This is a genomic window from Pedobacter yulinensis (assembly GCF_003029735.1).
GTDB lineage: Bacteria > Bacteroidota > Bacteroidia > Sphingobacteriales > Sphingobacteriaceae > Pedobacter > Pedobacter yulinensis.
Genome location: NZ_KZ686268.1, coordinates 885,617 through 898,261, shown reverse-complemented (window position 1 = coordinate 898,261; position 12,645 = coordinate 885,617). Strand labels below are relative to the sequence as shown.

The window sequence follows — 12,645 nt, the reverse complement described above, 5'->3', positions numbered from 1 at the left end:
AGATTGATTAAGGTCACCCTGACATTTGGCTCCGTGTGTTTCGACCCGCACGGAGTTTTTATTGGAAGACCTTCCTGGGTAATTATTTTGCCATGACGGTCACCCTCCTTCCCTGTATTTTAAACCGTACCATCCCGGTTAGTTCCATGTTTTTCAGCAGTTCACGGATGTCGTCTGAGCGGTTCATCTTTGCATCGAAATTTTTCCCTTCAGTTGATCCGACGTAATCTACCTCGAGGTCGTACCAGCGTGCCACATCGGCCATGATGTCGCGGATATTCTCACCATTGAAAACAAACAACCCGTTTTTCCAGGCTACGGCATTGGCGAGCGCGGCCGGCTGAACGTTCAGTTTGCCATCGTCACCGGCCACACCCTGCTGTCCGGGCCTCAATACAACCTGCCGGTTATGCGCCTTTAGGCGCACGGAGCCTTGAAGCAGCGTTGTTGTCACATCTGCACGGTCTTCGTAGGCGTTGACATTGAAGCGCGTGCCGAGCACTTCGATTTCCCGATCCCTGACAGCTACAACAAAGGGCATGCTTTTATCTTCAGCCACTTCAAGGTAAGCCTCGCCCGTCAGTTCGATCTTTCGCCTGGTGCCGCTAAAGGCGACCGGGAACCTGACAGAAGATGCCGCATTGAGCCATATTTTGGTGCCGTCAGACAAAACGACCTGTGTTTCTGCCCCACGCGGGGTACTGATCATGTTTTGTGCGTATGCTGCTTCCGGTTTGCCGCCGCCTTCTTCATACACGATCTCGCCATTGTCATTTCTGACAATTTCTACCAGGCCCTGGCTTGCCACCGGGCCGTTGCCTGACTTGTCGAGGATCACAGTGGATCCGTCTGCAAGCGTAAGGATGGCCTTATTGGTTCCGGGTTGAATATTTTCGGTCAGCATGCCAGCGCGTTGACCGGAGCCGGGCAGCAGATGCCGGTAAAGGTAAATGGTTGTGCCAACCACGAGGAGTGTTACCGCAGCAGCAAGGATGCGCCGCCACAGCCGGTACTTTGCCGGCCGGGCTATAGAGCTGCTCAGGCGGTTGTAAACCCGGTTTTTAAAGGCCTGTTCATCGCCCATGCTTTCAGGATTCCAGGGGAATTCGGCTAGATCTAATTCGCTGATATACGCCTCAATGTCGTTCTTTTCTGCCTCCGTACAATCGCCTGCCATGTACTTCTCGTACAAACGGATGTATTCTTCCCTTGTCATGGTTTGTATTTGGTTAACTCTATAGTACCCAAAGTGCTGGCTTACACACAGACCGCTGAAAAATATTTTTTTCCGGGCTTTTTTGTTAGATTTGAGTAAACCAAACGTAAACCAGTGCTCTATGCGTACAGACCATGAGCTATGGGAAAACATCGGGGAGGGTGATGAGCGTGCATTTGCAGAATTATTCAACCGGTACTCGTCCAGAACCTATAGTTACGCCTTCTATCAGCTAAAAGATGCGGTTGTCTGTGAGCAGATCGTTCACGACGTATTTCTTACGCTGTGGAACAACAGGAGCCGCCTTGAGGTAAGGTCGTTTTCGGCTTACCTGAAATCAGCCGCCCTGTATCGCGTATATAAACACATCAAAGCCAGCAAAGTTATTCCGATCGATTACCAGGAAGACGTAACGGCGCACCATGTCACCGCAGCATTTTCCGTTCGCAGTGAGGCAGTCGATCAGTTCGAGTATGACGACATCAGGCACCGCCTGAATACCTACCTGGACTTTCTGCCCAAGCGTTGCCGCGAAATTTTCGTTCTCAGCCGCGAAAAGTCGATGAGCAATGAAGAGATTGCCGATCAGCTCGGCATATCCAAACGAACCGTTGAAAACCAGCTGACTTACGCACTGCGGCACCTGCGAAGTTCTTTTAAGGAGGTTTCCGTGTTGTTCGTTATTTTGAAAACACTCAGCGGTTCCTGATCGAGCCATGGAGTGCGCCGGTTACCAGATTCGCGGTTATTCTGACCAAAGCCAGCTGATCAACAATTTCAGGCACTATACAGGCATCACTGCGACGCATTACCTGAAATTGCAACAGCAGATCTGTAACCTCCGGGATGAGTTTACAGACACAACATGCTGCGCTTCTGCCAACTATACGAAAGGGAAATAATGCCGGTGCTGCCACGGCCCACCCAGGTAAGTCCAGAGATCGATTCCCTCGGCCTTAACCCGGAAAGGTTTGAACGTTGCCATCAGGTCTGCCAGCAACGCACGGGCAATTTCGGGCTGAGTTTTATTTTGAATGGTTACGTGCGGACGTAGTTTTTGCCGGTCTTGCGCCACCAGGACCTCGACGAAGCCCCGGGCAACCAGCGCGTGCAATCGCAGCAATTCGGCACTTTCCAGTGTATAGGCAACACCGCTTCCGAGCAACATTAAGCCGTTCACCTCCAGGTGAAAAGTCGGAAAAGATAAATTCTGAAGATAATTCCAGGCCGCTGCCTGATCGGGCAGCTGGTGAAACAGCGTCAGGTGCGCCTGCAGAAAATTTTGCGCGGGCGGAAAATAGCGGCTTCGTTGTGCATCAAAAAAAGTCTGGCTGGCCCCGTCAATGCGCAGCGTTAAAATGAGCGGCTGTTTTTGCTTTTCCTGCATTTATCTGAACAATATTTAACTTCGTTCCAGTTCTCTTCCCATTTTTTGCGCCAACTGAAGGGACGGCCGCAAACCGGGCAGTTCTTCTGCGGCAAGTCCTGCTTTTTAACCCCTCTCATGTTTCCATTTTTTTTTCATGGACGCATACAGGATATTCACTTCAGCGGCTTTCCAGCTTTTGTAAAAAACCCGGGCCGCTTCGGCTTTCTCCGGATCACCTGTTCCGCGCTCAAATTGCGCATAATCGTTTGTGCGGTCGTATTTTTTTCCTCCCCTGTAATTCGCATAGCGACGTGCCCGAGTGTAGCCCATTTGCAAATACTTGCGCGCCATGTCGGCCCCGACAAAGTCCCCCTTTGCCAGGTAATCAATAAACATGCTGAAGATCGCAGCACTGCTCTCGGAGGCAATGGCCGCCGTTCTGAACCGCCAGTATGCACCAATCTCACTTTTGTAGGGCTCACAGATCAGTACCCCCTGTTCCCCTTTGCCAACCCGGTACTGCCCCGGATGTTTGCGGTAATCGATATCCGGTTTCCAGGGATAATCATCGGCATTAAAATGAAGGTAGCTGGGTTGACGCACAGCAAAAAAACAGCGTCTGGGCCAGATGGTTTGCTTCGTGCGGCCATCATTGAACAATTGATTGATTCTGGTGCCTTCTGGCAGTGGCGGATTGTAAATACCTGGCTGATTCAGTAACTTTCCTGCCATTGCAACCGGGTATCTATTCAAGGAGCATAAAAATGAAAGCGGAACTATCAGCAGCAGAAGCGCGCAGGATTGGCCTGACCGCGCAGGGATTTAATGCACTCTCCCGGAGCGGGCCGGTCACGGTTGCGGCGCTGCGCAAAACGATTGGCCAGCTTGGCCTGCTGCAGATAGATAGCGTCAATGTACTGGCGCGGGCACACTACATGCCCCTGTTTTCCCGGCTCGGGGTATATGACCGGGCCATGCTTGATGCGCTGACCATTGCACGCCCCAGGCGTTTTTTTGAGTATTGGGGACATGAGGCTTCTATCCTGCCTGTCGAACTGCAGCCGCTGCTGCGCTGGCGCATGGAGAATGCCTACCAGGGGAAAGGCGTTTGGGGTCAGCTGGCTGTTTATGCAGGGGCAAAAAAAGAAAAAGCAGCAGCCGTTCTGAGCCGCATCAGGACGGGCGGACCGGTGGCTGCATCAGACCTGGCCGGCCCGAAGGCGGGAAAGGGCATGTGGGCGTGGAGTGAATCCAAACACATCCTGGAGTGGCTGTTCTGGGCAGGACAGATCGCCGCAACGCACCGCCGCAACAACTTTGAGCGCGTGTATGACTTACCGGAACGTGTGCTGCCAAAAGCCATTCTCGGGCAGGTCACACCCCATGAAACAGATGCCAAACGCCAGCTGCTGTCGCGCGCTGCAAAAGCCCTGGGCATTGCCACCGCCGATGACCTGCGCGACTATTACAGGATTCCCGCAGCAGATGCCCGGTTGCCCATTGAGCAACTGGTTGAGGAAGGTACACTCAGCCCCGTGCACGTACAGGGCTGGCCACAGCAAGCCTACCTGTACAAAGATGCCCGTGCCGGCCGCAGCCTGCAGGGCGCGACCCTACTCTCGCCGTTCGATCCGCTCATCTGGCACCGTCCGCGAACTGAGCGGTTATTTGGCTTCCACTACCGGTTGGAAATTTACACCCCGGCTCACAAACGGGAGTATGGCTATTACGTGCTGCCATTTTTGCTTGACGGCGTACTTGTGGCGCGGGCAGATCTGAAGGCCGAACGCAACAGCAATACACTACTGGTGCTCCGGCTGCACTTTGAACCAAAGGCGCCACCACATGCCATGGAGTCGCTGCTGAATGAACTGAAGCTCATGGCCCTTTGGCTGGGCCTGGCCCGCGTCACGATTGTTTCTCATGGGGTTGGTCATCAGGCCTATACCGGCTGGACCGGAACTTACGAGGTTCTTTAACCGATTCGTCCTGAAGTACGGCTTCAGTCATAAAAAATTTGATTATGCCGGAAGCGGCCGCATGCTACGGCAGACTAAGTTAAATCGGGTTTATCGCTTTTCCCGGTCGCAATCAGATTATGCAGGCTTTGCCGGATCAACATGCCCCAGGCCCCCGAACAGGCATCGTAACATTCAACGCCCGGATGAATACCCACGTGGGTAAACTTCAGTGCCGTCTGACCGGATCGAGGCGTGATCTGAAAGATCATCTCGGTACCTTTCCACTCCTGTTTATCTTCAAGAAAATTGAGCTGACTATCGGTTACCAGCCATACAACTTTCTGTCCGGGTACCAGCTCGGTCACCTTTTGCGTCGTGCAGTGAATATCCCGGTAGTTATAGGTAAACTCAGCACCCAGTTCTTTGGTATTGCCATTGAAATCGCCCGACCACCATTTTCTGGGCTCTATAATCGCCTCGAAAACTTCGTCAGGCGTCTGGTCGACCAGGATGGTCGTTGAAAAATCTGTTTTTTCCATATCTATCAGTTAAAAAGTTGTTCCTCGGGAGGTTTGACGCCTGCAAGTCTCAGGTAAATGGTTGTCTGGCCACGGTGATGTGTCTGGTGTTCAAAAACCTTTGCGACCGCAATTCGCCGCGACATGTCGAACCGGCCGATCATCTTGACAGGATCACTGAATTGCTGCTGATTTGCTTTTTTGAGGTGGTTGATTATGAAATCATAGCTCGCTGCAACGACTTTCATTACGTTTGATTTTGTTGGCTCACCTTTTTTCTCCAGCTCGCCGGGTTTAAACGCGCTTTGCGTGCCCAAAGCCATGGAGCCAAGTCCGTAATTGGCATCGGCCAGATGTAACATTTGTTCAGCAAAAGAGCGCATCCCCGCCACCGGCCTGAAACTGTATTTGTTTTCAGGCATGGTTTCAAGGTAATGAAGCGTATACGTTTTTGCCCGTCGCCATTCCGCAACCAGTTCGGCTGCAGTCTGTGCTTTTAACACCTGCGATACCACGAGCAGGCAAAACACCAGGTTGATCCTGTTAAATCCTATTTTCATGCGATTTCAATTGTTATTTGTAATGATGTGCGTTTGTGAATGCGTTGTTTTTCTCTTAATTCACGACCAGCCCGGCAGTCAGGTTCAGGACCGTTCCGGTCATAGCCGATCCGTCATCTGAAGACAGGTAAACAGCTGCTCTGGCGAGATCCTGGATCGAGGTGAGCCGTTTGGTATGCGTTTTATTTTGCATGGCGGTATGAAACTGTTCATAACTGATGCCATGTGCGGTTGCGTGCAGGTTGTACACTTCGTCGATCAGCGGCGTATCGGGCATGGCTGAGGTCAGAATACATACCGACCGTACGCCTGCTGAACCGTATTCTGCCGAAATCGTCCTGCTTAAGGCTTCGACCGATGACCAGGCTGACGGCATGCCGCCCATAAATGGCACACTGATGCGGCTCGGACTGGGTGTATTCATCAAAATCAGACCTGCGCCCTGTTTGCACATATGGTCTGCAGCGGCCCGGGCGGTAATGAAATGTGCCTTCGAATAACTCGTAATGGGCCGGAGGAAGTTCTCAACCGTTAGTTGGGTCAGTGCCGTGCCCTGGTGACCGGTTTGCGGAATGCCTGTCGCATTGAAAGAAATATCGATCCTTCCGCTCTCCGCAACTACTTTCATCAAATGAGCCTCAACAGCATCTTCGTCCAGCGCATCCACAGACGCAGTTGTTATCCGGCCGGCTGCTGCCCGCTCAACGGCCTCCAATTGTGCTTTATTTCGTGCAGCCAGGTATACCGTGGCGCCTTCCGCGGCAAATGCCCCGGCAACCGTACTCCCAACACCTCCTGAGCCGTAAATGACGGCGACTTTATCTTTTAATCTGTCCATGCTGATTTCCTGCTTGATGACAGCAAATCTAGAGGCTAATCAGGTCCGCCGGATAGGTCTAAATAGACAATTTGACGGGTTGATCTGGACGCTGCACACTGCCTATCTTTGAAAGAAAAAAGATGAAACACATCACGATACTTGCACCCGACTACCAAACAAATATTGCGACCGTAGCCTGTGTGGCAGGTGCTTATGAAATTTTCAGCCAGGCAAACGAGTATTACAAAAGCAACGGCGGCAGGGAGTTTTATGTGATCGAAATTGCCGGGGTAAACAACAACACGCCGCTGGCAGGCGGATTGTTCTCGGTCAGGACTCATACGCTGATCGCTCAGGTACACAAAACAAACCTGATTATCATTCCTTCGCTCGCAAGTAATTTTGAGAAGGCAGAGAAAAGCAACATTGACCTGGTAAACTGGATCGGGCAGCAGTACAAAAACGGTTCAGAGGTGGCAACGATGTGCAGCGGCGCGTTCATGCTCGCGTCGGCGGGATTATTGCATGGAAAGAACTGTTCCACACACTGGAACTACGCCGATAAATTCAGAAGCCTGTTCCCGGATGTAAACCTGCAGGCTCATGAACTGATCACAGACGAGGACGGGATTTATACAAACGGCGGGGCCTACTCGTTTTTGAATCTCGTACTTTATCTGGTCGAAAAATACTACGACCGGCCAACCGCCATATTTTGCTCCAAGATCTTTCAGATTGAACTGGACAGGCAAAGTCAATCGCCTTTTATCATTTTCAAAGGACAGAAACAGCATGGGGACGAGATGGTGAAAAAGGCACAGGCCTATATAGAAAGCCAGTCGGCAGCCAGGATCTCGGTTAACAGTTTATCGGAACAGTTTTCAATTGGCCGGCGAAACTTTGACCGGCGGTTTATAAAGGCTACAGGCAATACACCTATTGAGTATGCGCAGCGGGTCAGGATCGAGCGTGCTAAAAAATCATTTGAATCGACGCGCAAGACCATTAACGAAGTCATGTACGAAGTCGGTTATGCAGATTTGAAGGCGTTCAGGCAGGTGTTTAAAAAATTCACGGGCGTATCGCCCCTTGCCTATCGACGCAAATACAACAAGGACGGAAAGGGAGAATAGGTTTGGACAAATGAAATACGCAAAGCAGACACCTCTTTAAGAGCATGCAAACCTTTAGGAAAGCCCGACGGCCTGGTTAAAGGTTGATGCTCCTTCTGCCTGCTGTTTTTAACCTGCCGCCGGGACCCCATGATACGCCAGATGCCGGCAGGGCCCACTCGCAGCCCAGGCTCGGATGTCTTCAATTTGTTCGGGACCGGTTTTGCTCAAGGCACGATACTTTCAGACTTCCGCAACTGGTTTTTAGGCTCAACATCTGCTGTCATCTTGCGCTAAAGCAACTGGGTGTATTTTTGCGGCCGGCCGCCATTGGACCGCAGCGGGTCTTCAGTGTTGCGGCGGGAGATGATCGGCAGGCACCCTGATTTTCGCGCGCTGGCCGCGACAGAGCTCGACTCCTGCAAAGTTGGTAACTTTCCCAAAGTTACCAACTTTAAGTTAAAAAATGCCATAAAATAGAAAGTAAATTGCAAAAGGAGAAATTCATATCGCCGTTTTAAACCCAGGCAATTGTCCGCCAGGCAGCGCCGGGGTATTTATCCGGCTTGGAAAGTCATGAATCTAGTCCGAACAGCAATACAGCCGGTTGGAAGGCTTCAGGCAAGCAGGACATCAGCGTCCGGCTCTTCCTGCCCATTCAGCGCGCGCAACGAACTCAGGGTAATCTCAGCAATCTGAGAAAGGGCCTCGTCGGTGAAAAAGGCCTGGTGCCCGGTTACCAAGACATTCGGAAAGCTCATCAGGCGCTGAATGGTATCATCTTCAATGATACTTCCGGAAAGATCTTTGAAAAATAACCGTTCCTCCTGTTCGTACACGTCGATACCCAGACAAGCAATGTGCCCGTTTTTCAGGGCCTCAATCACATCGCCGGTACAAATCAGCGCCCCCCGGCTGGTGTTGATGATTGTACTGCCCCGTTTCATCAGGGCCAGCGTTTCTCTGTTGATCAGGTATTTGTTTTCAGCGGTAAGCGGACAATGCAACGAAAGCACATCGGCAGTTTGCAGCACCGTCTCGAACGCAGCATACCTTAGTCCCAGGCCTTTCAATTCTTCATCCTCAAAAGGGTCGTAAGCCAACACCTGGCAGCCGAAACCGAGCATGATCCGGCAAAATGCCCTGCCGATTTTTCCGGTACCAATTACACCCACAGTTTTGCCATGCAGGTTAAAACCCAACAAACCATTCAGGGAGAAATTTTGCTCGCGAACGCGGTTATAAGCTTTATGTGTTTTTCGGTTCAGCGTGAGCAGCATGGCAACGGCATGCTCGGCTACGGCTTCGGGCGAATACGCCGGCACCCGGCATACGCGGATGCCAAACTGCCTGGCTGCTTCCAGGTCCACATTGTTAAAACCGGCACAGCGTAACGCAATTACCTTCACGCCCTTTGCTGCCAGCACAGCGATTACCTCCGCAGTCAGCTTGTCGTTTACAAAAACACAAACCGCAAGGTATCTTCTGCTACGGCGTTAACAATGTGCGGACCCAGGTGGGTCTCCAAAAATTCCAGTTCAAAGCCATAAGGCTTATTATGCCGGGCAAAAAAGGCTTTGTCATAGGGTTTTGCCGAGAAAAACAAGATTTTGCTCATATTATCGGTTGATTGTTTCTTTTAACCTGTCTCACTTGTTGCGCTAGCCCCAAAAATCAGGCTTAGGCCGCTGCCTGCAAACCTGCGGGCAGGACAATGATATAAAAATTAATTGGCTCCAGGGCTGCCACCTGTTGCCGCAGCGGCAAACACGAAGCTGCCGCATCCGGCAGCCCCTAATGCGCCAAATCTGCTAAAAATATTCAGGCCAACCCGGTGGGTCGGCCTGAAATTATCCACGCCCAGCCCCGGGTTTATGGAAGGGTAGTCAGATTAACAGAAGGTGCTGTTCCGGTTGCCGTTCTGGTTAGTACGGTGCCACTGTTTGTGTAATTGGCAAAGAAACCGCCATTGCGCAGGTAGAAACGGTTGCCGCTCACGCCACCCTGGTAATCCATTCGCTGCTCGTTTGCTGCCGTTGCATCAAAAGTAAAGGTAGCATTGGTTATTTCTGCCCAGCTGCCCGTGGTTGTTTTGTACCATTGGTTGCCATGATAACAGGTTCTTTGCAAATAACCCTGCTCCGGGTTGAAGTTTTCTATAAACGAATACATTCCGGTCAGGTAAGAGTTGATGTTCGGCCTGCGCCATTCTGCAATCAGTTTCCAGGTGGTGGTTCCGCCTGCACAGAACCAGGCTGTATAATTGGTGCCGGTTGCTGATGGGACGGCTTTCAGCAGAAATTTATGCGTGGCATCCGCCGCCCAGTTGTAGACCAGGTAAGATTGTCCGCCGGTACCTTCCCCGCCAAACCCATTGCTTGTTACATCTGCGCCTTTTCTGACCAGCGTCGTCGAACCGGTTTCCGGATCCCATACGGAGAACAAAATCCTGCGTTCGGTGGCAGAGTTCACCTGCATGCCAAAGTAACCGCCGCTAAAACCATTCGCCATAAAATACGAGCCGATTTTGTCCTGCCCTGCAGGCACGTTCAGTTCACTGTAAAAGTATTGGGTACTTGCCGGCACACTGTAACCCAGGTGGCATGATGGACCCCTGCGCGACCAGTAATAATTGGACACATCCGTGGCATATTGCACGCCCGATGCGACGGTAGGCCCGCTGATCACAAGGTCTGATATATCGCCGAAATAACTTCCGGTCTTACTTACACCTTGTATATCAACACGTACGTAACCTGGGCTCGCCACATTGACGGTACCAATGGTCGTTGTGCTGACACTGCTGCCGGTAATGGTTTTATTGAACACCGTGCCATTGATGGTCACTTTGATGTTGCTGCTTCCAGTCGGTACACTGCCTTTCAGTGCAACGGTCAGGCTTCCGGTCAGGCTGAGACGAAACCACACACTGGTAATGGTGCTGGTCGATGTCCAGTTGTGCAGACCTGTATCATTGATCAGACCGCCGGTACCAGCTGTATAGGCATTTCCGCCAAGCCCCACATTCAGCGAGGTGCCTCCCACGCTGTTTACCGCGGCGGCCAGTTTGGTTGATGGAGCCGCTTCTGGCAATTGATCCTTACAGGAGATCAGGGTGAGCAGCACACACAGGCTGCTCAGGAATGATTTGGTTTTTTTCATCTTGTTAAGTTTAGAGTTGATTGTTTAGTGCGCGTTAATAAGAGGTGGTGGCTGGGCCGTAGTGGTTCATGACCTGGGATTTTTTGATACCCGGTCGGTTGTAGGTTACTGAAATGATTGCGTATTGGCCTGATCAGGACGCTGCCTGCAATTCACTTGAAATTACGGGCAATAAAAAAAGGTGTTCCATGCAGGAACACCTTTTTATTTTAGTTGGTCGGATTCTGAGTCAGCTTGCCGGGATATGAGTTGATGGCGCTTTGTGGAATGTAGTACACCACGCGGAAATCTGTAGCCGCAATGTCGGCGGTCTGGTTCTGCGGACCTGGATAAAGCCGGGTTAAAGGTTTGCCGTTCCTAAACACGTCAAAACTGCGCTCTGCCTGGAATGCCAGTTCCAATTGCCTTTCCTTATCGATCAGGCTGCCTGCGTTAGCGGCAGTCAGAGCCGCATAGCCGCCATTCACAATCGAGCGTGTCCTGATCCGGTTCAAATCGTCCAATGCCGAGCCATAGTTTTGCAATTTTGCATAGGCCTCTGCCCTGTTCAGGTAAACCTCTCCCAGCCTGCTGATTACAGGCGAATGAAGGTGTGAGTCTTCGCCTTCGCGCGAAGCTTTCACAATATAGAACTGCGGATAAACACGGTTCAGGCTGATCAGGTAGTCAATGACGCCCGTATAGGTTTTTCCGTTTTTATACACAATGGAATAAACTTCCTGGGCAGCATCAACCGGTGTAAGGGTGTACGAGTCGTTGCCTTCAGTGCAGGTAATGGTGCCCCCGGTTCTGGTAATCGGAGCCTGAACATAATTCAGGGCATTCCCTGCGTCATCCTTGATAAACCTGAACACTTCTGTGTAAGCGCCCGCTGCGTTTTTGGAATAGGTAGGCTCAATAAACGCTGCCCGGGCATCTACTATTTTGTATTTTTCCGGTCTCCAGTCATTTCGGCCGGTTTCGTTCAGCAGGCTGATGTACTTTGCACTCGCATACATTTCTCCCCAACCCTGGCCGCCGATATTTGCATACATGCCGCCAATGCCATAATAATGATCTGCGCCCGAAAATTCAGAAGCCACGCGTTTGATGGCAAAGATGGTCTCCCTGTTATTTTCCGGAATGAAGGTATTGTACTTCATGAAATCGGCACGGGGCAACAGGCTGTACCTGGATCCGTTAATCACCTTTGTGGAATAATCTACTGCCAGCTGGGCATAGGTAGGGTTCGGATTTTCATACGTGCCGCTCATGTACAGGTAGACCCTGGAAAGCAGGGCCTGGGCAGCTTCTTTTGATGCGAAAATAGGGCCCCGGTTTACGCTGATCATTTCCTCGGCCTTTTTCAGGTCTGCAATAACCTGCTCATAGGTCGCCTTCACCGTGGCGCGGTCTGGCAGGTTCAGGTTGATCACATCATCCGGCGTACCATTCACGATGGGCACACCCAAATTGGTTTCCGGATTCTGGTAGTAAGGGCGGCCGAAAGCGCGAACCAGGTAGAAATACATCATGCCGCGGATAAAATAACACTCGCCCAATTTGCTGTCGAGCGCTGCATTCTTGCCCTGCGGAATCATTTTGATGATGTTCGAGGCCTGTGCAACCGCCTTGTAACCACTATCCCAGAACGTAGACAGCCGGCCGTTGTTTGGCGTGCGCGCAAACGAAATAAATTCATAAAACGCATCGGTAGATGAGCCCCTGATCATGATGTTGTCGCCCGCATATTCTCCCAGCCGGTGCATGGGATCTGACCAGGCCTTGAGCTGCGCATAAGTTCCGTTCAGTAAAGCGTCGATAGACTCTTCCGGGTTGTTATTGATGCGGTCAGATTGGAGGGAACCGAAGGGTTCCCTGTCTATCTCGCATGATGCCAATGCTGTAATGGCAAATAGCATGAATATAATTCTTTTCATCCTTTTCA

Annotated in this window: 15 protein-coding genes; 4 read left to right on the top strand and 11 right to left on the bottom strand. The window is 51.3% G+C overall.

Features of this window, described 5'->3' with window-relative positions; translation table 11 throughout:
- Window positions 1-82: 82 nt before the first annotated feature.
- Entirely contained in the window at window positions 83-1,216 is a 1,134-nt protein-coding gene (locus tag C7T94_RS04020) for a FecR family protein (RefSeq protein ID WP_162618534.1), read from the bottom strand.
- Between the two features lie 121 nt (window positions 1,217-1,337).
- Here C7T94_RS04020 and C7T94_RS04015 point away from each other — a divergent pair, with 121 nt between their 5' ends.
- Window positions 1,338-1,925, top strand: a complete 588-nt coding sequence (locus C7T94_RS04015; RefSeq protein WP_107214661.1) for an RNA polymerase sigma factor — start codon at window positions 1,338-1,340, stop codon at window positions 1,923-1,925.
- Window positions 1,926-1,932: 7 nt separating this feature from the next.
- Window positions 1,933-2,118: an AraC family transcriptional regulator gene (locus C7T94_RS04010; protein WP_107213842.1), complete on the top strand. Its 186-nt coding sequence runs from the start codon at window positions 1,933-1,935 to the stop codon at window positions 2,116-2,118.
- Here the strand turns inward: C7T94_RS04010 and C7T94_RS04005 are convergent.
- From C7T94_RS04005 to C7T94_RS03995, 3 genes are read right to left on the bottom strand one after another with little or no spacing between them, the layout of a single operon-like run.
- Window positions 2,100-2,603, bottom strand: a complete 504-nt coding sequence (locus C7T94_RS04005; protein ID WP_107213841.1) for a 2'-5' RNA ligase family protein — start codon at window positions 2,601-2,603, stop codon at window positions 2,100-2,102. The genes C7T94_RS04010 and C7T94_RS04005 overlap by 19 nt on opposite strands.
- Window positions 2,570-2,722, bottom strand: coding sequence for a DUF2256 domain-containing protein (locus tag C7T94_RS04000; protein WP_107213840.1), 153 nt, complete (start codon window positions 2,720-2,722; stop codon window positions 2,570-2,572). The genes C7T94_RS04005 and C7T94_RS04000 overlap by 34 nt, the downstream gene beginning before the upstream one ends.
- The gene (locus C7T94_RS03995; protein ID WP_204353202.1) at window positions 2,709-3,317 is read right to left on the bottom strand and encodes a DUF4385 domain-containing protein; all 609 of its coding nucleotides are present in this window, start codon (window positions 3,315-3,317) and stop codon (window positions 2,709-2,711) included. The genes C7T94_RS04000 and C7T94_RS03995 overlap by 14 nt, the downstream gene beginning before the upstream one ends.
- A 32-nt stretch (window positions 3,318-3,349) precedes the next feature.
- On the opposite strand from C7T94_RS03995, the gene C7T94_RS03990 reads away from it, so the two are divergent.
- Entirely contained in the window at window positions 3,350-4,564 is a 1,215-nt protein-coding gene (locus C7T94_RS03990; protein WP_107213839.1) for a winged helix-turn-helix domain-containing protein, read from the top strand.
- A gap of 74 nt (window positions 4,565-4,638) precedes the next feature.
- Here C7T94_RS03990 and C7T94_RS03985 read toward each other — a convergent pair whose 3' ends face one another.
- From C7T94_RS03985 to C7T94_RS03975, 3 genes are read right to left on the bottom strand one after another with little or no spacing between them, the layout of a single operon-like run.
- The gene (locus C7T94_RS03985; protein ID WP_107213837.1) at window positions 4,639-5,085 is read right to left on the bottom strand and encodes an SRPBCC family protein; all 447 of its coding nucleotides are present in this window, start codon (window positions 5,083-5,085) and stop codon (window positions 4,639-4,641) included.
- 5 nt (window positions 5,086-5,090) lie between these two features.
- Entirely contained in the window at window positions 5,091-5,624 is a 534-nt protein-coding gene (locus C7T94_RS03980; RefSeq protein ID WP_107213835.1) for a DinB family protein, read from the bottom strand.
- Between the two features lie 55 nt (window positions 5,625-5,679).
- Complete coding sequence (locus C7T94_RS03975; RefSeq protein ID WP_107213833.1) at window positions 5,680-6,462, bottom strand: SDR family NAD(P)-dependent oxidoreductase; 783 nt, start codon at window positions 6,460-6,462, stop codon at window positions 5,680-5,682.
- 122 nt (window positions 6,463-6,584) lie between these two features.
- Here C7T94_RS03975 and C7T94_RS03970 point away from each other — a divergent pair, with 122 nt between their 5' ends.
- A complete protein-coding gene (locus C7T94_RS03970; protein ID WP_107213831.1) occupies window positions 6,585-7,577 on the top strand; it encodes a GlxA family transcriptional regulator in 993 nt (330 codons plus the stop codon).
- 596 nt (window positions 7,578-8,173) lie between these two features.
- Here the strand turns inward: C7T94_RS03970 and C7T94_RS03965 are convergent.
- From C7T94_RS03965 to C7T94_RS03955, 4 genes are all read right to left on the bottom strand, one after another.
- Window positions 8,174-8,983 (bottom strand): 2-hydroxyacid dehydrogenase, encoded by an 810-nt coding sequence (locus tag C7T94_RS03965; protein ID WP_239494921.1) that lies wholly within the window; start codon window positions 8,981-8,983, stop codon window positions 8,174-8,176.
- Between the two features lie 29 nt (window positions 8,984-9,012).
- On the bottom strand, window positions 9,013-9,174 hold the full coding sequence (locus C7T94_RS19600; RefSeq protein ID WP_239494920.1) for a hypothetical protein: 162 nt from the start codon (window positions 9,172-9,174) through the stop codon (window positions 9,013-9,015).
- Between the two features lie 254 nt (window positions 9,175-9,428).
- Window positions 9,429-10,718, bottom strand: coding sequence for a DUF3472 domain-containing protein (locus C7T94_RS03960; protein ID WP_107213829.1), 1,290 nt, complete (start codon window positions 10,716-10,718; stop codon window positions 9,429-9,431).
- Between the two features lie 209 nt (window positions 10,719-10,927).
- Entirely contained in the window at window positions 10,928-12,637 is a 1,710-nt protein-coding gene (locus C7T94_RS03955; protein ID WP_107213827.1) for a RagB/SusD family nutrient uptake outer membrane protein, read from the bottom strand.
- Window positions 12,638-12,645: the final 8 nt, after the last annotated feature.

Bases quoted from the DNA above. Each gene is read 5' to 3' on its own strand.
- C7T94_RS04010 (WP_107213842.1), top strand. From the start codon at position 1,933: ATGGAGTGCGCCGGTTACCAGATTCGCGGTTATTCTGACCAAAGCCAG.
- C7T94_RS04000 (WP_107213840.1), bottom strand. From the start codon at position 2,722: ATGAGAGGGGTTAAAAAGCAGGACTTGCCGCAGAAGAACTGCCCGGTT.
- C7T94_RS03955 (WP_107213827.1), bottom strand. From the start codon at position 12,637: ATGAAAAGAATTATATTCATGCTATTTGCCATTACAGCATTGGCATCA.
- C7T94_RS03980 (WP_107213835.1), bottom strand. From the start codon at position 5,624: ATGAAAATAGGATTTAACAGGATCAACCTGGTGTTTTGCCTGCTCGTG.
- C7T94_RS04005 (WP_107213841.1), bottom strand. From the start codon at position 2,603: ATGCAGGAAAAGCAAAAACAGCCGCTCATTTTAACGCTGCGCATTGAC.
- C7T94_RS19600 (WP_239494920.1), bottom strand. From the start codon at position 9,174: ATGAGCAAAATCTTGTTTTTCTCGGCAAAACCCTATGACAAAGCCTTT.
- C7T94_RS03990 (WP_107213839.1), top strand. From the start codon at position 3,350: ATGAAAGCGGAACTATCAGCAGCAGAAGCGCGCAGGATTGGCCTGACC.
- C7T94_RS03960 (WP_107213829.1), bottom strand. From the start codon at position 10,718: ATGAAAAAAACCAAATCATTCCTGAGCAGCCTGTGTGTGCTGCTCACC.
- C7T94_RS04015 (WP_107214661.1), top strand. From the start codon at position 1,338: ATGCGTACAGACCATGAGCTATGGGAAAACATCGGGGAGGGTGATGAG.
- C7T94_RS03970 (WP_107213831.1), top strand. From the start codon at position 6,585: ATGAAACACATCACGATACTTGCACCCGACTACCAAACAAATATTGCG.
- C7T94_RS03975 (WP_107213833.1), bottom strand. From the start codon at position 6,462: ATGGACAGATTAAAAGATAAAGTCGCCGTCATTTACGGCTCAGGAGGT.
- C7T94_RS03985 (WP_107213837.1), bottom strand. From the start codon at position 5,085: ATGGAAAAAACAGATTTTTCAACGACCATCCTGGTCGACCAGACGCCT.
- C7T94_RS03995 (WP_204353202.1), bottom strand. From the start codon at position 3,317: ATGGCAGGAAAGTTACTGAATCAGCCAGGTATTTACAATCCGCCACTG.
- C7T94_RS04020 (WP_162618534.1), bottom strand. From the start codon at position 1,216: ATGACAAGGGAAGAATACATCCGTTTGTACGAGAAGTACATGGCAGGC.